The following is a 20,717-nucleotide window of genomic DNA, read 5'->3' on the forward strand; positions in this document are numbered from 1 at the left end:
CCCGTGAAGGCCCCCGTCCCGCCCGGCCCGGAAGGCGGAGCGGGACGGGGGGCTCCGTCTAGCGCGCCAGGAGCGTCGTGGCCACCCCCGCCGGGACCGGGGCCAGGCCCGCCGGGCGGGTGGTGAAGGTGCCCCGGCCCTGGGTGCGGCCGCGCAGGCGGGACGCGTAGCCGAAGAGTTCGGCCAGCGGCACCGTCGCCGTGACCACCGCGGTCCCGGCCCGGGTGGCCGAGCCCGTGACCCGGCCGCGCCGGGCGGCGAGGTCGCCGAGGACCGCGCCGACGGACTCGTCCGGCACGGTCACCGTGACCTCCGCGACCGGCTCCAGCAGCTCCAGCGCACTGGCGCGCAGGGCCTCGCGCAGCGCGAACCGGCCGGCCGCACGGAAGGCGAGCTCCGAGGAGTCCTTGGAGTGGGTCGCCCCGTCGGTCAGGACCACCCGCAGCCCGGTCACCGGGTGCCCGCCGAGGGGGCCCTCCGCGAGGGCGTCCCGGCAGCCGGCCTCCACGGCCCGCACGTACTCCTGCGGGACCCGGCCCCCGACGACCGTCGAACGGAACGCGAAGCCCGGCTCCCCCAGCGGTTCGACGTCGATCACCACATGGGCGAACTGCCCCGCCCCGCCGTCCTGTTTGACGTGCCGGTGGACGAGCCCGGCGACCCCGTCCACCACGGTCTCCCGGTAGGAGACCCGGGGACGGCCCACGACGACCTCCACGCCCTGGTCCCGGCGGATCTTCTCCACCGCGACCTCCAGATGGAGCTCGCCCAGCCCCGACAGCACGGTCTGCCCGGTCTCCGCGTCGGTCCGGACCACCAGCGAGGGGTCCTCCTCGGCGATCCGCGCCAGCGCGGCCGCGAGCCGGCCGGTGTCGGTGCTGCGGCCGGCCTCGACGGCCACCGACACCACCGGGTCGGCCACCGTGGGCGGTTCGAGGAGCAGCGGGGCCCCCGGCGCGCACAGGGTGGTGCCGGCCCGGGCCGCCTTGGGCCCGACCACGGCGACGATGTCACCGGCCACCGCCTCCTCCCGCTCCTCGTGCCGGTCGGCCTGCACCCGCAAGATCCGCCCGATCCGCTCCGTCCTGCCCGTACCGGGGTCCAGTACGGTGTCGCCCTTGCGCAGGGTGCCCGCGTACAGGCGTACGTACGTCAGCCGTCCGGTCGCCGTCGCCGTCACCTTGAAGGCGAGGGCCGCGAGCGGCTGCGCCGGGTCCGCCGGGCGGCCCTGCACCGCCGGCATGTCGGCCGGGGACGGCAGGTACGCCACGACGGCGTCCAGCAGCGGCTCGATCCCGCGGTTGCGGTACGCCGAGCCGCACAGGACCACCACGCCGTCCCCGGCGAGCGTCAGCTCGCGCAGGGCGCGGACCAGCGTGGCCTCGGTGAGGGAGCCCGCCGTGCAGAACTCCTCCAGGGCGTCCGCGTGGAGCTCGGCCACCGTCTCCTCCAGCAGCCGGCGCCGCCGCAGGGCCTCCTCCCGCAGCTCTTCGGGGACGGGCGCGGTCGCGTACGCGCCGGCGCCCGCGCCCCACAGCAGGGCGCGCATCCGCAGGAGGTCGACGACGCCGGTGAAGGCGTCCTCGCGGCCGACGGGCAGCTGGACGACCAGCGGGACGGTACCGAGCCGGTGCCGGATCGAGGCCACCGCGGTGTCGAGGTCGGCACCCGCGCGGTCCAGCTTGTTGACGAACGCGATCCTCGGGACGCCGTGCCGGTCCGCCTGCCGCCACACCGACTCGCTCTGCGGCTCGACCCCGGCGACGGCGTCGAACACCGCGACGGCCCCGTCGAGCACCCGCAGGGAGCGCTCGACCTCGTCGGCGAAGTCGACGTGTCCGGGGGTGTCGATCAGGTTGACCCGGTGCCCGTCCCAGGCGCAGCTGACGGCCGCGGCGAAGATGGTGATGCCGCGGGCCCGTTCCTGGGCGTCGAAGTCGGTGACGGTCGTCCCGTCGTGGACCTCGCCGCGCTTGTGGATGGCGCCGGTGGCGAACAGGATCCGCTCGGTGACGGTGGTCTTGCCGGCGTCGACGTGGGCGAGGATGCCGAGGTTGCGGACGGCGGTGAGCGGGTTGGTGCCGGGGTGGGGGTGGGTACGGGTGCGCATGGCCCGGGGCCTTTCGGATGCCGTGGAGCTGGTGGAGGGGGCGGCGCGATTCCCGTGCGGGCTCGACCGGCGGTGACGCACGGTCATGGGGCGTCGTACGAAGCCTGTTTCACGGCCGGCGCACGTACCTGGACACGGGTGGACGGTGACAGCCGCGCAGCTGCTACCGCGCGGTCCGGGACACCGGGATCACGTCGTACCGGGTCTGGGGAACGAGGGCGGCGGCGGTGTGCGTGCGCATGACCCTGTTCCCCTTCTCTTCGTCCGACGGCATGGCGCGCGGGCCGTTTCGGCGGCGCGCACGGCGAGTGTAGGCAGCGCGCGCCGGGCGGGGCACCGTATTTTCCGGCGGCCCCCGCCGCCTCGGACGAGGAGGCGCTCCCGCGGCCGGGCGGCGGCGGGGCGGGCCTCAGCCTTCGCCGGGGGCGGAGCCTTCCGGGGGGTCGGCGGGATGCGGGGGGTCGTCGGGGTGCGGGGGGGCGGCGGGGTGCGGGGCGGCGATGTCCCACAGGCCCGTGTCCGACCGGGTCGCCGACCAGTCGCCCGGCAGGAAGAGGGGTCCGGGGAGCCTGACGCCGCTGAACTCGGCTCCTGCGTTGAAGGTTGCGCCTTCGAAGGTGAGGGCGGAGCGGAATTCGGAGCCTTCGATGGTGACGGTGCCGTCGAACGTCGCGCCGTCGAAATCGGTGTCGGTCGCGAACTGGGCGCGCAGGAAGCGCACCGGCCCCCGGAACCAGGTGTTCCTGAAGCCGCTTCGCGCATGGTCGACCCTGAACCCGGCGCAGTGGAGCGAGCCTGCGAACACGGCGCGGTCGAAGGACACCCCGCGTTGGCATGCGGTGTCCACGAAAACGGTCGCACCGTTGAAGACGGTCCGGGCGAAGTCCGCCCGTGACTGGAAGTCGGCTGTGCGGAACTCCGCTTCGGCGTCGAACACGGCAGAGGCGAAGGAGGCAGGGGCCTCGAACGCGGTCTCCCGGAAGACCGCCTCCCCCCGGAACACGGCGAGGTCGAGGGCCGCGGGGGCCAGGAATCGAGTGCGGACGACCGACAACGCGCCTTCCCATACGGCCCGTTCGAAGGACGACCGGTCGACGAAGACGCAATCGTCGAACACCGTACGGCCCTCGCAGGCGGCATCGCGGAAGTCGAACGGCCCCTCCACCGACATGCCGCCGAGGGTGGCGGCGCCCTCGAAGAGCGCGTACTGGAAGGAGACGCGGGCCGTCCAGGTCGCACCGGTGAAGTCCGCCGCCCGGGCGAACCGCGCGCGCCGGAAGTCGGCCGCCTCCTCGAACCCGGCGGTCGGGAACCTCGCCCCTTCCCGGAAGGAGGTGCGATCGAACGAGGCCCTCCCCCGGAAGGCGGCTCCGGAGAAATCCGCCGGGCCCTCGAACACGGCCCGCGAGAAGTCGGCTTCTCCCGTGAACACCACCCCCGTCTCGTCCCAGCCCGCTGCGAAGCGCGCGTCCTCGAAGGTCACCGGCCCCAGCGCGAGCCGCCCCGTCCCCGGGTCCCGTACCGCATCCAGGACCCGCCGCAACAGGGCCCGCCCGAACGGGACCCCCCGGAAGTCGAGGGGCGCGCCGGGCTCCAGACCGCTCAGGACCGCCTCCCGCTCCTCCTCCGGCAGGTGGGCCAGACAGGCGTGGCCGCCCGGCGGCCGGATGCCCGGACATCCCAGGGGCTCCGCCGCCGAAGAGCCGGCCCGGCACCGGGGCCAGGAGGCCCCCGCATCGCGCACGGATTCCTCGGCCTGCGCCAGCAGCTCCCCCAGCTGCCGGGGGTCGCCCTCGTACACCCATGCGCCGGCACCGTCCGCCAGCGGGGTGAAGGCGCTCAGCACGGTCGGGCCGAGCAGTTCACCGAGTTCCTCGTACAGCCGCTGCGACAGGGTGAGGAGGAGGCGTCCGGCCCGTGACCGCCTGGCGTCGCGCAGCCGCTCCGTGATCAGGTCGTGCCCGACCAGCGGTCCCGGTTCCTCCGGCGGACGCCCTGGCTCCACGGTCCCCAGTACCACGGCGAGCGGCGGGGCACCCTCCCCCAGTACGCCCCGGTGGCGGGCCAGCGTCGCCGGAAGTGCAGCCAGCAGCCGCCCCGTGCGGCCGAGGGCGCCGGGCGCGTCGAACAGGAGGTGCAGTGTCCTCGGGTCCTCCCCGCGGAGCAGCGTCCCGCCGACCGGGGGGTCGGTCATCAGCCGGGCCAGGAGGTCGCGCAGCTCCGTCACCACCGAGCTGCCGCGCGGCATGGCTCCCCTGCCCACGCGTACGTCCACGGTCACCTGCGGGCCGCCGTGCGCCCTCGGCCCGTACGAGGCCGCCGGCGGATGGGCGTCCAGCGCCGAGCGGAAAGCGGGCTGGTCCAGCAGGGCTGCGCCGGACAGGAACACGAGGCGTTCGGGCCCCACCGTGTGCACCACTCCGAGCAGGAGACCCCCGTAGGACACCGGGCCGCCGACGAAATGGGTCCAGGCTTCCGGCTCCGCCGAGAGCCGGACGAGTTCCCCGTTGGCCGCGCCGCCGTCCCGGACCAGGGCCCCGGTCAGCGCGGCCGGCCGCCCCTCGTCCGTGACCCCGTCGACGCGGATGCGCGCCTCGGCGCCGTCCGGGCGCGTCCCCCAGGGCTGCGGGAGGAAGTCGGCGGGGTCGGCCAGGTCCTCCTCGCTCTCCAGCAGCATCACGGGCGGGGGCGCCTCGTCCCACCACACCGGCCGGCAGACGACCTCCCTGTCTCCCGACCGCACCCAGGCGACGGCCTCCCCCGGCCTGCGGACGTCCCCCACGGTGAGCACCAGCCGCGGGGCCAGCAGGGTCCCCACCCCCGCGGGCTCGGCCAGCGGCTCGAACCGTACCCGGACCACCCGGCCGCCGAGCCCCCCGCCGGGGGCCGCGGCCGGGCCCGCCGGGCCCCGCTCCTGCTCCGCGGCGGCCGCAGCCCCCGCCGGCCCGCGCTCCGCGAACGGCAGTGCCCCCTCCGGTACCCGCCTGCGGCCCTCCTCCCCCGTAGTGACCCGGGTCGCGGAGAAGTCGGGGCCCGTGCCCCGGTTGCGGGACATGAACTCCCACACCCGGCGGCGCACCAGTTCGCGCACCGCCGCCACGTCCCCGCGCAGCTGGGAACCGAGCAGCGCCTCCCGTACCCCCGGGAGGAACTCGAACGCGGCCTCGTCCGGGTGCTGCCGCCCCTCCCAGGGGGCGAAGAGCCCGCCCAGGGCCACCTCCGCGAGGTGCCCGTGTTCGGAGCCCCGCAGCAGGGAGCGGCGTACGAGGGTCATCACGGGCAGGGTCAGCGGTACGGCGGCCAGGTGCGCGGCGAGCTGCTGGGCGGTCGGGGAGGCGCCGGCCCGGAAGCGTTCCACGAGCTCCAGCGGGTCGGCGGGCCGCGGGGGCGCGGCGGCGGGCGGTGCGGCGGCCGCGTCCAGGCGCAGGCAGGCGAGGCGGCGCCAGCGCCCGTCGCCGGACACCACCCGGACCAGGCGGGCCAGGCTCCCGGGGGCCAGGCCGACGACCGGGACGACCGGCCCGCCGCCGCGCGCCCGCCGGGCGGCCGGGACCCGCTGCCAGGAACGGGTGGCGGCGGCGGGCCGCTCGCAGCGGACGGCGAAGGGCACGGGCCGTACCGCGCCGCGGGTCCAGAGCCGTTCGGGCAGGACGTTCAGCACGGCGACGGCGTTGTGGCCGCTCCAGTGGCGCAGGACCGCCCGCAGCGGGCCCTCCTGCCAGCCGGCCGCGACGGTGTCGGAGACGACGAGGATCAGCCGCCGCCCGGCGGGGTCGGCGAGTTCCTGGGGGTTGCGGGGCGGTTCGCCGGGGCCCCGCACGAGCTGCGGGGTGGCACCGCGGCCGGTTCCGGCGAGCTGCCAGGTGCGCACGTCGCGGAAGACCCCGCTGCGGGTGAGGACGCCGCGCAGTTCGGCGACCAGGTCGGCCCACAGCAGCATCGAGGGGTGGGCGTCGACCACCAGGGCCAGGTCCAGCCAGCGGCTCTCGGCGGGGCGCAGGACCGGGGTGGGGACCATGGCCTCGATGCTGCGCTCCACGGTGAGCTGCTCGTCGAGTTCCTCTCCCGGGCCGCCGATGGAGCGGCGTCCGACGGGCCGCAGGGAGCGCATCAGGCCGAGCGGGTCGTCGAGGGAGGCGGTGCGCGGCAGGCGCAGGGGTGTGCCGCGCCGTCCGCCCCGGCCGTCGGCGCGGCCGTCCGACGGCTGGCGGCCGGGGGCGGCGGGGAAGAGCTGGGCGGCGCCGGGGCCCGGAGCGGGGGCCGCCCCGGGTGCGGGTGCGGGCGGGGCGGGCGGCGGGGCGGCTTCCGGTGCGGTGTCGGCGGCGCCCGGGGCGGGCGGGCCGGTGTGCGCGGCGGCGGGGTCGACGCGTGCGGCCAGCCACAGGATGTCGGCGATCTCCTCCGCCCCGACGGCGGTGCGCGGGGCGGCGCCGTCCTCGGCGCCCTCGGCCAGGGCGGCGAGGAGCTTCTCGATCACGCGGTGGGCCCGGTCAGGTGCTGCATGACGGTGGCGAGGAAGCGGTCGCGGTCGCCGGGCGCGGACCAGGCGCCGGCCAGGCGCAGCTGGATGGCGTTGAGGAGCTGGTCGGTGGCCAGGTCGCCGTCCTCGGCGCGTTCGAGGAAGCTCCGGACGAGATCCCGGTACTCGGCGCCGTCGGCTCCGGTGATGTCGACGCCGAGCCGTCCGCGCACGATGCGGGCGAGTTTCTCGGGGCCGGGGGCGTCGAGGTGGAGGCGGACGCAGCGGCGCAGGAAGGCGGGCGGGAAGTCGCGTTCGCCGTTGCTGGTGAGGACGACCACGGGGAAGTGGCTGCACTGGACGCGGCCCTGGGTGACGGCGACGCCCGCGTCGGGGTCGTCGTCGGTGCCGATGGCGACGGTCGGCTCCTCCTTGGCCAGGCGGGCCAGTTCGGGGATGACGAAGCCGCCGTCCTCGAAGACGGTGAGGAGGTCGCCGGGCAGGTCGATGTCGCTCTTGTCGATCTCGTCGACGAGCAGGACGCGGGGCCTCGGCTGGGGCAGCAGGGCGGTGCCGAGCGGGCCGAGGCGCAGGTAGCGGGCGATGGAGGGGGCGGAGGCGGCCGGGGCGGCGGGGCGGCGGGCCTGCTCCAGTCCGGCCTCCTGGAGCCGGCCGATGGCGTCGTAGAGGTAGAGGCCGTCGCGCAGGACGGTGCGGCTGGTGATCGGCCAGTGCAGTACGGGGCCCAGGGCGAGGTCGGCGGCGATGCTGTGGGCGAGGGTGGACTTGCCGACGCCGGGCCTGCCGGTGACGAGCAGCGGGCGGCGCAGGTGGAGGGCGGTGTTGACGACGTCCTTCTCGGCTTCGTCGGGAACGTAGTCCGCACCGCGGCGCCGGGTGCGCTCCCAGGCCTCCCCCGCGCAGCCGGGCGGCCGGTAGGCCGGGTCGGGGACGCCGGTGAAGTCCCGCCAGGGCGGCGGGGATCCGGCTTCCAGGCGGGCGCGGCGGTCCTCGCCCCGGCCCGCGCCCTGGTACAGCCACCAGTCCTTCGCCACTGCCTCTGCCTCCGTCGTCGCGTGAACGTGAAGTCGTGCGGTCGGTCTCGGGTCCTGCGGTCGGTCGGACGGTCCGTCGCGTCCGGACGGTCCGGTCCGTCCGGTCCGTTCGGTGCGTCGGGTCCGTCCGGTCCCTTCGGTTCGTCGGGGCCGTCGGGGCCGTTCGGTTCGTCGGGGCCGTTCGGTTCGCGGGGTGGTCCCGGTCGTCCGGGAGGGCCCGGGCGGACGGGCCGGGGGCGGCGGCACGGGGTCAGGCCAGGGAGCGGAGGTCGATGGTGTCGTCGGGATCGTCCCACAACAGCACCAGCCGGTCTGCCCCTTCGGCCGCGCCCCCCGCGGCCGCCCGGCGCACTTCGGTCACTCGGGCGGGCAGTCCGAGCACGGCCGGTGCGCCGGGGAGGGCCTCCGGGGAGAGCCGCGCGGGCAGGCCCCCGGCGGGGGTGCCGCCGCCGCGCTGCCAGACGGCGGCGGGCACCCCGCCTTCGAGGAGCGCCTCCAGCAGGGCGTCCGTCCGGGCGGCGGAGGCGTGCCCGAGGACGCAGGCGGGCGCGGTGCGGGCGCCCAGCTGCACCCCGAGGGCGTCGGTGACCTCCGCGTCCTCGACGACGCGCACGGTGTCCGGGTGCCGGCCGCCCTGGCCGTGCATCCAGCGCCACTTGGCACGCCAGGCGGTGCGCGTGTCCTCGCGCTCCTGCGGGCAGCGCACCACCACCTCGTAGAGCATGCCGAGGGGACGGGTCCGGCCGGCGGGGCCGCGCGGGACGGGCCACTGGTCGAAGTCCGTCTCCAGCATCTCGTACGGCACGTGGAACTCGATCCGTCCGATGGTCTCGTAGGGCTGTGCGGCGTCGTCCCCGTCCGCTCCCGCAGCGGCGGCGAGCCGGGCGAGCCGGCCCACGAGTTCGGCGCGCACGGCGGCCTCGGTGACGGGGCTGCCCTCCGACTCCCAGATGTGGCGGGTGCGTTCGCCGCGGAGCCACATGCGGGCCAGCAGGCCGTCCTCGCCGCCGGGCGGGGACTCCAGCCGGACGTGCAGCGCCGCCTGCCGGGCGGGGCCGGGCGGCGGGCGCAGCACGGGCAGGGCGAGGCGTTCGCGGGTGGCGCGGACCCACTGTGCGAGCCGGGCGGCCCAGGCCGGGTCGCCGAGGCCGCCGGCGGGGCCGCGGGGGCGGGCGGCCCGGTCGGCGAGGTAGTGGACGAAGGGCACGGCGAGGGGCATGCCGCCCCGGCCGCCCTGCCGTTCGTCCAGGTCCCCGACGACGTCGAGGAGGCTGTCGGCGGGCAGTCCGTGGTGGACGGGCGTGGCACAGCCGGCCTCCTTGAACGCCCAGGTGTAGGCCTCGTAGGCGCAGTGCGGCAGCCCGCGGCCCTCGAACAGCTCGCCGAGGCCGTCCCAGCCGGTCTGGTCGAGGCGGGCGGCGCGGGGTTCGGGCGGCCCGTACGGGCCGTCGTCGAGGAAGGAGCCGGCGTCCCAGTCGCGGTCGACGAGGAACTGGGGCAGCTGCCAGCCCTCGCCGCGTTCGCGCAGTTCCCGGAAGACCCGGTGGATCCGGCGGGCGGCCTGCGGCAGGCCGGTGACGCCCTCGCGCACGGACCGGTCGCCGAGTTCGGCGAGGAGGGCCTCGGTGAAGCGGCCGGCGCCGCGCTCGGCGTCGTTCTGCGCGGCCTCGCCCTCGCGGGAGGCGTAGAGCCGGAACTGCCGCCGGCCGGGGACGGTGGCGCCGCCGCCGTAGTCGGCGCTGCCGAAGTTCCACCGGCTGTCGCGGGGCGCGTCGACCCGGCAGGCGTCCACCAGCGCGGCCTGGAGCGGGAACCGGCGGTGCTTGACCAGGTCCGTCTTCCACCAGCGCAGTGCGGAGTCGAGGTTGAGGTGGCGGATCTGGCCGGGTCCGGCGTCGGCGCAGGGCAGCATCAGCTCGCCGCCGCGCCCGAGGTAGCCGTGCCCGGCCCAGAAGATCCACAGCAGGTCGCCGTCGCACTGCGGGAGTTCTTCGAGGAGGGCCGACTTGGCGTTCGCCTCGGTGGCGGGCCGGTACGCCGATCGCAGCTCGGCCAGGCCCGGGGTGGCCGTCCAGTCGAGCCGGCCGGGGTCGTCGAGCGGGGAGAGCAGCAGCCGTACGTTCGCCGCGGGGACCTCGCCGGGGCCGGTCAGCCAGCGGGCGAAGCGAAGGGCGTCGCGGGCGGGGCCGCGCAGGTTCCAGTGGTGGCTGATCCCGTACCGCTCGACCCCGGCGACGAGGGCGAAGGTGCGCCGGGGCGTCAGGGAGGCCGGCAGCGCGCCGGGCAGGGGCGCGGGTCCGGGGGCGGGCCGGGTGCCGGGGTGGGTCACCCGAGGCCCGCTTCGGCCACCGCCCGTCCGATGTGCTCGTAGAGGGACGGCTGTTTCCAGTAGGCGCTGTGGGAGGCCGGGAAGGGCTGGCGGCTGCGGACCTCGTGGTCGGTGACGCGCGGGTCGCCGGGGAAGACGGGTCCGGCAAGGTAGGAGAGCACGTCCTGGCGGTCGTACACGTTGAGCCAGCGGGGGAAGCCGTACGGGAGGGCGCTGCCGGGCGGGAGGGCGGTGAGCGCGCCGAGTTCGTACAGGTAGGGGGCCTGCGAGCCGACGGTGACCAGGAGTTCGGCGCCGGGCACCGGTCCGCCGGAGGCGGCCTCCAGGGCGAGCAGGTCCACGAGGGCGATCCCGCCGAGGCTGTGGCCGATCAGTACGGTCGGGCCCGGCTCGGCGGTGATCCGCCCGTGCAGGAACGCGCGCAGTTCGGTGCCGCGGGCCTGGTAGCGCAGGATGTCGCCGAGGGCGGGGGTGGCGCCGACGGTGAGGGAGCCCCGCCAGGCGTTGAGCAGCGGCTGCGTGGAGACCCGCAGTGCGAGCCGGCCGAGGAGGGCGGCGGCGCGGGCGCCGGGGACCCGGGCGCCGCCGCCCAGGCGGGTGGTGAGCAGTTCGACGAGCCGGTCGCGTTCGGCGGCGGTGCAGTCGGCGTCGGCCCCGGCGGTGGCGAGGGCGCCGGCGGTGACGGCCCGGGCGAGGGCGGTGGCCAGTTCGCGGGCCTGCGGTTCGGCGGGGACGCGGGCGGCGGCGCGGGCGGCCTCGGCGGATCCGGCGGCGGCCTCCAGCGCCGGGCGGAAGCCGGGGGCGAGGCCGGTGCCGTCCAGCAGGGCGCGGAGTTCGCCGGACTCGCCGCGGGGGTCGCCGGGGGCTTCGGCGAGGCGGTGCAGCAGGTCCAGGACGCCCGCGCCGGCGGACCGTACGCCGGGCGGCGCGAAGGGGTCGTCGTCGGGCCCGGGGCCGTCCGCGTCCCAGCCGGCCTCCGCCAGCACCCGCAGCTCGCACAGCGGGTCGGCGAGCAGCAGCCCCCACTCGGCGGTCTCGGCATCCGCCGGGTCCGCGGTCCCGGGGCGCAGTCCCGGGACGGAGCGGCCGCCCGAGCCCAGGCCGGCCCCGAACCGGTCGCCCCAGAAGCAGGAGTCGACGGCCGCGCCGGGGAAGCGGGCCGCGAGCCGCTCGCGCACCAGGGCGAACAGGGTGTCGTGCCGGTCGCGCCGTACTCCCGTGCCGTGAACGAACAGAAACCGCATGGCCGTACCGCCCCCTCGTCTCCCTGCCTGCCCCGCCCGGCACGATAGCCGTGCACGGGGAACGGGGTGCGGGGAACGCGGAGTTCGGCCGGTCCGGGGCCGGGTCGGCGCGCACGGGAGGGGGCCGGGCCGCCGCCGGCCGGCGTCGGTACGGACCCCGCCCCGCGTCGACGCGTGCGTCCCGCACCGGATACCGGGGCCGGGCGGGGACGCCGGCGGTCCGGGGGTGGGGCGCCGCCGGCACGGGGCGGAGTGGAGCACCGCCGGTCCGGGGGCCGGACAGGGCGGGGCGCCGCCGGCACGGGGCGGAGTGGAGCACCGCCGGTCCGGGGGCCGGACAGGGCGGGGCGCCGCCGGCACGGGGGCGGAGTGGAGCACCGCCGGTCCGGGGGCCGGACGGAGCGGGGCGCCGCCGGCACGGGGGCGGAGTGGAGCGCCGCCGGTCCGGGGGCCGGACGGGGCGGGGCGCCGCCGGTCCGGGGCGGGGTGGAACGCCGCCGGTTCCGGGACGGGGTGGAGCGCCGCCGCCGGCGGTCCGGGGCCGGTCAGCCGGGCGGTTCCGGGGGGACGGCCAGCGGCTTGCCGAGCGGGCCGCGCGGGATCCGGTCGACCAGCCGCACCCGCCGCGGTTCGGCGCCGAGCCCGCGTGCGGCGGCCCGTACGCCCTCGGCCGTCAGGGGGCCTCCGCCGGCCACGAGGACGTCGTACGCCTCTCCCCGCTGCGGGTCGGGGACGCGCACGCAGGCGACGTCGGCCCCGGGGAGCGCGGCGCGCAGCCGGGCGGCGATGGCGCCCAGGTCGCGCCGGGCGCCGTTGACCTTGACCAGGTGGGCGCGGCGGCCGAGGCGCAGGAAGAGCCGGTCGCCGAGGCGGCGGACCAGGTCGTCCATCTCGTGGTGCTCGGGGCGGCGTCCGTCGGGGAGGGGCGCGAGGCGGGGCCCGGCGACGGTGAGCGGGCCCTCCGCGCCGACGCCCGGCGCGGCGAACGCGACGTCGTCGAGGAGGGTCCACGCCCCGTGCGGGTCCCAGCCGCCGCGGTGCGCGACGGCCCCGGTCTCGGTGGAGCCCAGCAGCTCGATCAGGGCCGTGCGCGACGCGTCCTGGAACCTCCGCGCCTCGGGCGGGAGTTCGGCGGAGCCGTGCAGGAAGACGATGTGCTCGAAGGAGGCGGTCCAGCGGGGGTGGCGGGCCAGGATCCGGAAGGTGCGGGGGATGGCCGCGACGGCGATCCGCCGGGCCGCGACGGGAGGCGGCGGGCAGTCGGAGCCGGGCCAGAACCACACCGGCAGCCCGGTCAGCGCGGGCAGCATCACCGTGGCCGACGCGCCGTAGGCGTGCCGGGGCGGGACGAAGCTGACGAGGGCCTCGGGCCCGTAGGGGGCCAGCAGGCGGGCGCTGTGCGCGGCGTCGGCCCGGAGGAGTTCGCCGGACAGGACGCACCGGACGGGCTCGCCGGTGACACCGGACGTCTCGAACACGTACTCCCCGGAGCACAGTCGTGCGCGGATCCGGGCGGCCTCGGCCGTGGTGAGCCGGTCCCAGGGCAGGTGCCAGCCGCCGACGGGCGGGTGCCCGGGCGCGGCGGCACCGATGCCGGGGCGCTCCCGGAGCGCGTCCAGGGGCAGGGCCGGGTACCCCTGCGCGGGGATCGCCGCAGCGGCCGCCGCGCCGCCCCGGCCCTGCGGGCCCTCCCGGCCGCTCACGACGCCTCCCGCGGGAGGCCGGCGGACGGGCCGGCGGCGGGCGCCTGGGCCGGGGGCGCCGGCCGGTGGCCGGTGGGGTCGAGGAGCATGCGCGGGTTCCCCCAGTGCGTTCGGGTGCGTCGGGCCTGTGCGTTCGGGTGCGTCGGGCCGCGACGGCTACCACCCGGCGGCCCCCGGTCGGCTCAACGACGCCGCGCCCCGCCGGATACGGCTCCTCCGCCGTCTCGCGCACCGGCGCGCGCACAGCGTCGGCGCTGCGCCCGGGAGCCGTCCGGCGGACCGCGGCCGTGGCCGCGGGGCTCCCCCGGCCACCGCCGGGAGGTGTTCCCGGGCACGGCACCGCGCCGCGTTGCCGAAACGCGAACGCCCCACCGGCTCCGCCGCCCGGCCGCTCCCGCGCCCCGCGGTGCACCGCACCGGACACCACGGCCCGTCCGGGCCCGATCCGCCGGGCAGGTCCTACGCCGCCGCGGCCAACTCCCCCACGTGCCCCCGCAGGACGGACAGGCAGGCCTGCGCGCCCAGGAGGTCCGGGTGGAGCACGGCGGTCATCCCCAGCCCGTCCAGCAGGGCGGTCAGCCGCTCCGTCTCCGCTCCGAGGTCCAGCCCCGCCCGCAGGGCTCCGCACGCGTCGAGCCGGCCGAGGACACGGCGTACGAGCTCCCGCGCGCCCACCGCCGTCCGCCGCGCGAGCCCCGCGAACTCCGGGCTGGTCCGCGCGGCGGTGCTGAAGTCGAGGAACACGGCGACCTCGGCCCGCCGGACCTCGTCCAGCGGGAGCAGCTCGGCCAGCAGTTCGACCGCGAGCCGGAGCTGCTCGGGCCGGGGGTGGCCGCCCAGCTCCCCGATCTCCTCGACGCGCCGCAGGAGCCGGGCCCCCAGCCGGTCCAGCATCGACTGCATCGCGAAGTCCATCAGCTCCTGCTGGCCGGCGAAGTAGTGCCGCAGGGAGCCGATGTTGAGGCCCGCCTCGTCGGCCACGGCGCGCAGGGAGGCGCGCTGGAGGCCATCGCGGACGACGACCCGGAACAGGGCGTCCACCACGTCCCGGCGGCGGGCTTCGGGATCCACGTACTTGGGCACGGGACGTTTCTATCACACCCGTGATATAAAAGAGCCAAGGGTTCTATCACACTCGTGATAAATAAAATCGGGAGGCCTCCGTGGAGACGTACCTCAACCTCATGCTGATCAGGTTCGCCCTGCTGGCGGCCGGCGCCGTGGCGCTGGCGCTCCTGGCCTTCGCCGCCGCCCTGGCCCTCAAGCGGCGGGGCCGGCTGGAGCAGGTCCGCCGCCGTCTCGACCCCCTGGCCCGCTCCGCCCTGCGCGCGGCGGTCCGGCGCCTGGAGGGCGGCTCCGGCGACGCCCGGCGGCAAGGCGGCCGGCGATGACACCGACCGCCCTCCTCGCGGCGGAGCATTCCGACCTGCTCCACCACCTCCTCGTCGACCTGGCCGCCAAGGCCGGCATCACCCTGGCAGCCCTCGCGCTCCTCGCCCTCGGCATGCGGTGGATCCGGCGCCGGGCGGGCCGCACCCCCCGCACCCGGGGCGGTCGGGACCGCCCCGCACCGCCCGGCCGACCCCGCCCCCGGACCTCTAGCCGCAACCTGTGACATGTGAAATATTACCTGCGCTCCGGAAGCCGGACCCTCCGAGCTTCCCGAACTCCCCGAAAGGTCACCCCCGTTGCGCAGACTTGCCGCGGCGGGAGCGGCGATATCGCTCGCCGCTCTCGCCTTCCTCGCCACCCCCGCCCAGGCGGCCGCCCCGCCGCCCACGGCATCCGCCGCCCCGCAGGCCGGGCACGAGGCCTCCCCGCCGCCCGCGCCCCTCGAACTCCGGCGCCAGGCCCTGCGCCGCCAGGCCCTGGAAGGCGTCGCGGCGGGCGGCGCCGGATCGCGCCGGGCCGGGCCGGCCCCCCGCACCGCCCGGATCGGCGACCAGTACGTCGAGCTCGCACAGGAGCGCAAGGACAAGGTCTTCGTCATCCTCGCCGAGTTCGGCGACGAGACGGACCCCCGCTTCGGCGGCGCCCCCGGCCCCCTGCACAACGCGATCGCCGAGCCGCCGGCGGACGACAACCACACCCTGTGGCGCAAGGACTTCGACCGGGACTTCTACCAGCGGCAGTTCTTCTCCGCCGAACCCGGCGCGGACTCCATGCGGGCCTACTACGACCTCCAGTCCTCGGGCCGCTACGACCTCGACGGCACGGTCACCGCGTGGGTCAAGCTCCCCTACAACGAGGCCCGTTACGGCACGGACAAGTGCACCGAGGCCGGCCAGTGCCGCACCAACTGGGACCTGGTCCGCGACGCCACGACCGCCTGGTACGACTCCGAGCGGGCGAAGGGCCGTTCGCCGCAGGACATCAAGGCCGAGCTCGCCCCGTACGACGTGTGGGACCGCTACGACGCCGACCACGACGGGAACTTCGACGAGCCCGACGGCTACCTCGACCACCTGGTCGTCGTCCACGCGGGCAAGGACCAGACGTGGGGCGGCGGGGAACAGGGCAAGGACGCCGTCTGGGCGCACCGCTGGTTCGCCTACTGGGACCAGGCCGGCACCGCCGGACCCGAGGGCAACAAGGCGGGCGGCACCCCGGTCGGCGACACCGGCGTCTGGGCCGGCGACTACCTGACCGGCGGCGAGAACAGCGGAGCGGGCCTCTTCGCCCACGAGTTCGGCCACGACCTGGGCCTGCCCGACCTCTACAGCTCGGACGGGGACAACTCCGTCAACTTCTGGTCCCTGATGTCCTCGGCCTCCTACCTCGGCAAGGGCCCCAACACCACGGGGCGGTTCCCCGGCGACCTGGACCCGTGGAGCAAGCTCCAGCTGGGCTGGCTGGACTACACGGAGGCCGACGCGGGCCGCAGGACCCGCGCCACCCTGGGCGTCTCGGGCTACCACACCCAGGACCCCCAGGCCCTCCTGGTCCACCTCCCGCCGTCCACCACCCGTACGGACCTCACCGACCCCTACGCGGGCGCGAGCCAGTGGTGGAGCGGCACCGGCGACTTCATGGACAACACCCTCGCCCGCACGGTGGACCTCGGCGGCCGGCCGGCGACCCTCGGGGCCCGCCTCTGGTACGACACGGAGAAGGACTTCGACTTCCTCACCGTCGAGGCCTCGTCCGACGGCGGCGCCACCTGGGCCCCGCTCCCCGGCACCGTGAACGGGACGCCGATCCCGGCGAAGGGCGTCTCGGGCAGCTCCGGGGCCTGGACCGAGCTCACCGTCCCCCTCCCCGCCGGCACCACCGGGCTCCGCTTCCACGCCACCTCCGACGGCAACACCCACGGCCGCGGCGTCACCCTCGACGAGCTCCGGATCACCTCGGACGCCGACGGCCGCACCCTCTTCACGGACGGCGCGGAATCCGGCGCGAACGACTGGACGGCCCGCAAGTGGTCCCGCACCGAGGGCCGCACGGGAACGGAGTCCCACCCGCGCGCCTACTTCGCGGAGAACCGCCGCTACACGGGCTACGGCTCCTACCTCCGCACGGGCCCGTACAACTTCACCTCCACGAACGACCGGGTCGAGTTCTACCCCTACCAGCAGGGCGTGCTGCTCTGGCTCTGGGACACCGCCTACAGCGACAACACCACCAAGGCCCACCCGGGTTCGGGCCTGATCCTCCCGGTCGACGCCCGTCCCGAAGCCCTCCGCTACCCGGACGGCACCCCGGCCAACGCGCGGGCCCAGACCTTCGACGCGACCTTCTCCACCCGCCCCACGGACCGGATCACCCTGCACCGGCCCGGAAGCACCCTGACGGTCCCCTCCCGCCCGGGCGTCCCGGTCTTCGACGACCACCGCGGCGGCTACTGGACCCCGGACCTCCCCCAGGTGGGCGTCAAGGTCCCGGACACGGGCACCCGCCTCCAGGTCCTGCGCGAATCCGCCACGACCGCCACCCTCCAGCTGGGCCCCTCCGCCCCCTGACCCTCCCCGTACGCGCGAGCGCCCTGCCGGGACGGCCCGGCAGGGCGCTCGCGGCCGTCCGGGCCGGATCAGCCGCGGGGCAGGACCGTGGCGAGGACCGAGGGCAGGGGGTACCAGTCCGCGGAGGCGATCGAGGCGTGGCGGGCGGCCATCAGGGCCACCCGCTCCCGCGCCTGGGCCTCCGTGGGGTGGACCGCGTCGATGGCCGGGGCGACGTTCTGGGCGTCGGTGGCGATCAGGAGGTAGTGGTTGCGGTCGTACCAGGAGGTGTCGATCGAGCCCGAGGCGTAGGCGGCCGCGTCACCGTCGAAGACGACGAACCAGGGGCGCAGGGCCGGGTCCGCGTAGCGGGTGCGGGGGTCGCCCGCCTCGGCGCGGTGGACCGCCGGGAAGGCGGCGGCCGTCGAGAGGTGGTCGCGCAGGTGCTCGGCGTACTCGCGGTCCGTCCAGAGCTTGTCCGCGCCGTTGCCCTCCTCGACCGTGCCGGGGATCAGCTCCACCAGGAACGTGCCGGCCATCTGCGCACGGGTCGGCCAGGCTCCGGCGCGGGCCGCCGAGTCGAGGTCCGGGTGGCCGGCCGCGAGGCGGCCCGGGGTGTAGAGGGCGTCGCCGAGCTTCGAGGTGAGCAGGCTGTCCAGGGCGGCCGGGCCCCGGCCCAGGTTCGCGGCGAAGCCGTCCTTCAGCTCCAGCTTGAGGACGATCGGGCGGTGGCCGGGGTGGGCGTCGTGCCAGCTGCGGATGTCGGAGAGGCAGCCCGCCAGGTTCTGGTTGCGGGACTTGGTGCGCAGCTGGGCGGGGGTGGTGGCGTTCTCGCAGTTGCTGTCGTTGCCGAAGGGGTTGTCGTGGGAGACGCGCCACGAGCTGCCGAAGAAGTTGGTCCAGACGTCCAGTTCCAGCATGGCCGCGCCGGAGTCCAGCGCGTCCGCGAGGTAGGGGTACTTGGCCTTCTCGTAGGCGTTGTGGACGCCCACGCCGGTCGATGCGGCGTACGGGAGGTCACCGGTCGCCGCCGTGGCGGGGGCGGTGGCCACGGCGAGGGCGGCGAGGGCGGCGGTCAGCAGGGCGGCTGCCGTGCGGAGGCGGGTGCGGATGGGCATGGGTGTGCGACTCCCCTGGTTACCGAGTGGTAAGGCGGGTGGAGCGTAGGGGAGTTGGATGAAGAGGGGAAGGACTGGGGATGGCCGGTCAGGGACGGGGTGTGAGGAGGGGCACATTCCGGCCGGGAACCCCGGGGGACGGCCGGCCGTTCCGGGGGGTTGACGGGTGATCCTCGGCGGTGGGAGTGGCGCGATGACGGGCAGGGCCGTGCGGGTCTGCGTGCTGGCCGGGGTGTGCTGCGCCCTGGTGGTCGCCGGGGTGGCCTTCGGCATGGGGCGGATGGGGACCGTCGCCCGCGGCGACGGCGACCAGGGCCGGTACGTGCAGGACACCTCGCTCGCCGACCAGGCCGCCGCGGCGGCGCTGGAGAAGCTCGCCGAGGGGGATCCGCGGACCGCTCCCCCGGTGCAGGGCTTCGCGGAGGGCACCTGGAAGGCGTCCGAACCGCTGGAGGCCCGGGAGGTGCCCGCCGAGCCGGCCGTCGGGGCGCTGTTCTCCCCCGGCCTGGACTGGGACGACGACCACCACTGCTCGGGGAGCGTGGTGCACTCCGCCGGCGGGGACCTCGTCGTCACCGCCGCCCACTGCGTGTACGCGGGCGGGTTCCGCAACAACCTGGCCTTCGTGCCCGGGTACGAGGAGGGGAAGGCGCCCTACGGCGTGTGGGTGCCCACCCGGATCGACGTGGACCCGCGGTGGGTGCGCGACTCCGACCCCGATGTCGACGTGGCGTTCGTACGGGTGCGCCGGGCGGGACACCCCGGCCAGCGGCTGGAGGACGTCACCGGGGCCCACCCCGTCCGCTTCGGCCAGCAGCTGCCCGTCCCCGCCCGGCTGGTGGGGTACCCCAACGACACCGAGCGGCCGCTGGGCTGTTCCAACACGGCCGTGGCCGACGGGCCGACGCAGCTGCGGTTCGACTGTGCGGACGTGCCCAACGGGACCAGCGGCGGCCCCGTCCTCAGCGCCGGGAACAGCCTGATCGGGGTCATCGGCGGGCGGGACGGCGGCGGGGACGAGACCACCTCGTACAGCAGCTACTTCGGCGACGACGTACGGGCGCTGTACGAGCGGGCCGTACGCGGATAGGCCCCGCCCGCCCCGAGGGGGCGCCGCCGGGGCCGGGGGCCCGTGCGGGAGGGCGCGGGGGCGTCGTCCGAGCCGGCTGGGTGGTTGTCCGGAGTGTCGTCCATCCGCCGAGTGTGGGGGGACCCGCGGCGGCGGGGGCAGGTTCCGTCCGGGGCGGACGGGGGCACGGCAGGGGCGGACGGGGGCACGCCGTCGCGCGGACGTCGTCCGGCCGGTGCGCGGCGCACGACGGGACGGCGGCGGGTGCGCCTCCCGGGCGGCCGGGTACGCCTCCGCGGCCGCCCGGGTACGCCTGCGCGACCGCCGCGATCACCGTCCGGCGGTGGTGTCGTTCCAGGTCACCCTGGCACGGGAGCCCGGTCCGCACCCCAGTAAGCTGCGGGTCCGTCCCGCGCGTCCGCCCTCTCCCGTTCCCGAGGTACCGCAGTGAGCTCCGCAGCACCCCCCACAGCCGTGGCGGTCGTCGGCCTCGGGGCCGACGGCTGGGCCGGGCTCACCGCAGCCGCCCGGGAGGCGCTGGCCGGCGCCGAGGTGCTGATCGGCGGGCCCCGGCAGCTGGACCTGCTCCCGGCCGGCGAGTGCGCCGGTCTGCGGGTCGCCTGGCCGAGCCCGCTGCGCCCCGCCGTGCCGAAGCTGGCGGCCGAGCACGCCGGGCGCCGGATCGCCGTACTGGCCAGCGGGGACCCGATGTTCTACGGGATCGGCCGCGCCCTCTGCGAGGAGCTGGGCCCCGACGCGCTGCGCGTCCACCCTCACCCCTCCTCCGTCTCCTACGCCTGCGCCCGCCTGGGCTGGCCGGTGGAGGACACCGAGGTGGTGACCGTGGTCGGGCGGCCGGTGGCCCGGGTGGCGGCCGCGCTGCACGAGGGGCGGCGGCTGCTGGTGCTGAGCGCCGGAGCGGCCACCCCGCGCGAGATCGCCGCCCTGCTGCGGGAGCGGGGCTTCGGCCCGAGCCCGATGCGGGTCCTCGAACAGCTGGGCTCCGAGCGCGAGGACGCGTACGGGGGCACCGCGGACGGCTGGGCGCACGAGCCCGGCGACGCCCTCAACGTCGTCGCCGTCGAATGCCGCCGGGACCCCGGCTCTGCGGTCCCCCGGCTCGGCGCCACCCCCGGCCTGCCCGACGCCGCGTACGAGCACGACGGCCAGCTCACCAAGCGCCACGTCCGCGCCGCGACCCTGTGCGCCCTGGCCCCCGCCCCCGGCGAACTGCTGTGGGACATCGGCGGCGGCTCCGGCTCGATCGGCATCGAGTGGATGCGCACGCACCCCTCCTGCCGGGCCGTGGCCGTCGAGCGCGTCCCCGAGCGGGCCGGCCGCATCACCCGCAACGCGGCCGCCCTCGGCGTCCCGGGCCTGCGCGTGGTCGTCGGTGCGGCCCCGGCGGCGCTGGACGGACTGCCCGCCCCCGACGCGGTGTTCATCGGCGGCGGCCTCACCGCCCCGGGTCTGCTCGACGCCGCGTGGGCGGCGCTGGCCCCCGGCGGCCGGCTGGTCGTCAACACCGTGACGCTGGAGTCGGAGGCGGTCCTCGCCGAGCACTACCGGCGCCACGGCGGCGAACTGGTGAAGCTGGCCGTCGCCCACGCCGTGGCGGTCGGCGGGTTCACGGGGTGGCGGCAGGCGATGCCCGTCACCCAGTGGTCCGTGACGAAGACCCAAGGAGACTGA

The 20,717-nt window shown here is 76.8% G+C and carries 12 protein-coding genes; 4 read left to right on the forward strand and 8 right to left on the reverse strand.

From position 1 onward, the window contains the following. Window positions 1-58: 58 nt before the first annotated feature. The 7 genes from fusA to ACIRBY_RS18165 all read right to left on the reverse strand — a co-directional run bounded on the left by fusA (window position 59) and on the right by ACIRBY_RS18165 (window position 13,983). Window positions 59-2,110 (reverse strand): elongation factor G, encoded by a 2,052-nt coding sequence (fusA, locus tag ACIRBY_RS18135; protein WP_403901558.1) that lies wholly within the window; start codon window positions 2,108-2,110, stop codon window positions 59-61. A 409-nt stretch (window positions 2,111-2,519) separates the two neighbouring features. Then, window positions 2,520-6,587: an SAV_2336 N-terminal domain-related protein gene (locus ACIRBY_RS18140; RefSeq protein ID WP_403901559.1), complete on the reverse strand. Its 4,068-nt coding sequence runs from the start codon at window positions 6,585-6,587 to the stop codon at window positions 2,520-2,522. After that, entirely contained in the window at window positions 6,584-7,624 is a 1,041-nt protein-coding gene (locus tag ACIRBY_RS18145) for an AAA family ATPase (protein ID WP_403901561.1), read from the reverse strand. Before ACIRBY_RS18145 ends, ACIRBY_RS18140 begins: the two co-directional genes overlap by 4 nt. Window positions 7,625-7,874: 250 nt before the next feature. Continuing rightward, window positions 7,875-9,953: a hypothetical protein gene (locus tag ACIRBY_RS18150; RefSeq protein ID WP_403901562.1), complete on the reverse strand. Its 2,079-nt coding sequence runs from the start codon at window positions 9,951-9,953 to the stop codon at window positions 7,875-7,877. Beyond that, the gene (locus ACIRBY_RS18155) at window positions 9,950-11,197 is read right to left on the reverse strand and encodes a hypothetical protein (protein WP_403901563.1); all 1,248 of its coding nucleotides are present in this window, start codon (window positions 11,195-11,197) and stop codon (window positions 9,950-9,952) included. Before ACIRBY_RS18155 ends, ACIRBY_RS18150 begins: the two co-directional genes overlap by 4 nt. A gap of 545 nt (window positions 11,198-11,742) precedes the next feature. After that, window positions 11,743-12,900: an AMP-binding protein gene (locus tag ACIRBY_RS18160; protein ID WP_403901564.1), complete on the reverse strand. Its 1,158-nt coding sequence runs from the start codon at window positions 12,898-12,900 to the stop codon at window positions 11,743-11,745. Window positions 12,901-13,359: 459 nt separating this feature from the next. Continuing rightward, the gene (locus ACIRBY_RS18165; RefSeq protein WP_403901565.1) at window positions 13,360-13,983 is read right to left on the reverse strand and encodes a TetR/AcrR family transcriptional regulator; all 624 of its coding nucleotides are present in this window, start codon (window positions 13,981-13,983) and stop codon (window positions 13,360-13,362) included. Between the two features lie 80 nt (window positions 13,984-14,063). On the opposite strand from ACIRBY_RS18165, the gene ACIRBY_RS18170 reads away from it, so the two are divergent. Both ACIRBY_RS18170 and ACIRBY_RS18175 read left to right on the forward strand, forming a co-directional pair. Beyond that, the gene (locus ACIRBY_RS18170; RefSeq protein WP_403901566.1) at window positions 14,064-14,291 is read left to right on the forward strand and encodes a hypothetical protein; all 228 of its coding nucleotides are present in this window, start codon (window positions 14,064-14,066) and stop codon (window positions 14,289-14,291) included. 297 nt (window positions 14,292-14,588) lie between these two features. Then, entirely contained in the window at window positions 14,589-16,859 is a 2,271-nt protein-coding gene (locus ACIRBY_RS18175) for an immune inhibitor A domain-containing protein (RefSeq protein ID WP_403901568.1), read from the forward strand. A gap of 68 nt (window positions 16,860-16,927) precedes the next feature. Here the strand turns inward: ACIRBY_RS18175 and ACIRBY_RS18180 are convergent, their stop codons facing one another. Beyond that, window positions 16,928-17,956, reverse strand: coding sequence for a phosphatidylinositol-specific phospholipase C domain-containing protein (locus ACIRBY_RS18180; RefSeq protein ID WP_403901570.1), 1,029 nt, complete (start codon window positions 17,954-17,956; stop codon window positions 16,928-16,930). Between the two features lie 193 nt (window positions 17,957-18,149). Here ACIRBY_RS18180 and ACIRBY_RS18185 point away from each other — a divergent pair, with 193 nt between their 5' ends. Both ACIRBY_RS18185 and cbiE read left to right on the forward strand, forming a co-directional pair. Next, the gene (locus ACIRBY_RS18185; RefSeq protein ID WP_403901571.1) at window positions 18,150-19,046 is read left to right on the forward strand and encodes a trypsin-like serine peptidase; all 897 of its coding nucleotides are present in this window, start codon (window positions 18,150-18,152) and stop codon (window positions 19,044-19,046) included. A gap of 426 nt (window positions 19,047-19,472) precedes the next feature. Continuing rightward, window positions 19,473-20,717 carry a precorrin-6y C5,15-methyltransferase (decarboxylating) subunit CbiE gene (gene cbiE / locus ACIRBY_RS18190; protein ID WP_403901573.1) on the forward strand — a complete coding sequence of 415 codons (1,245 nt, stop codon included), beginning with the start codon at window positions 19,473-19,475 and terminating at the stop codon, window positions 20,715-20,717.

It is taken from the genome of Streptomyces sp. NPDC096136, assembly GCF_044763325.1.
Taxonomy (GTDB): Bacteria; Actinomycetota; Actinomycetes; order Streptomycetales; family Streptomycetaceae; genus Streptomyces.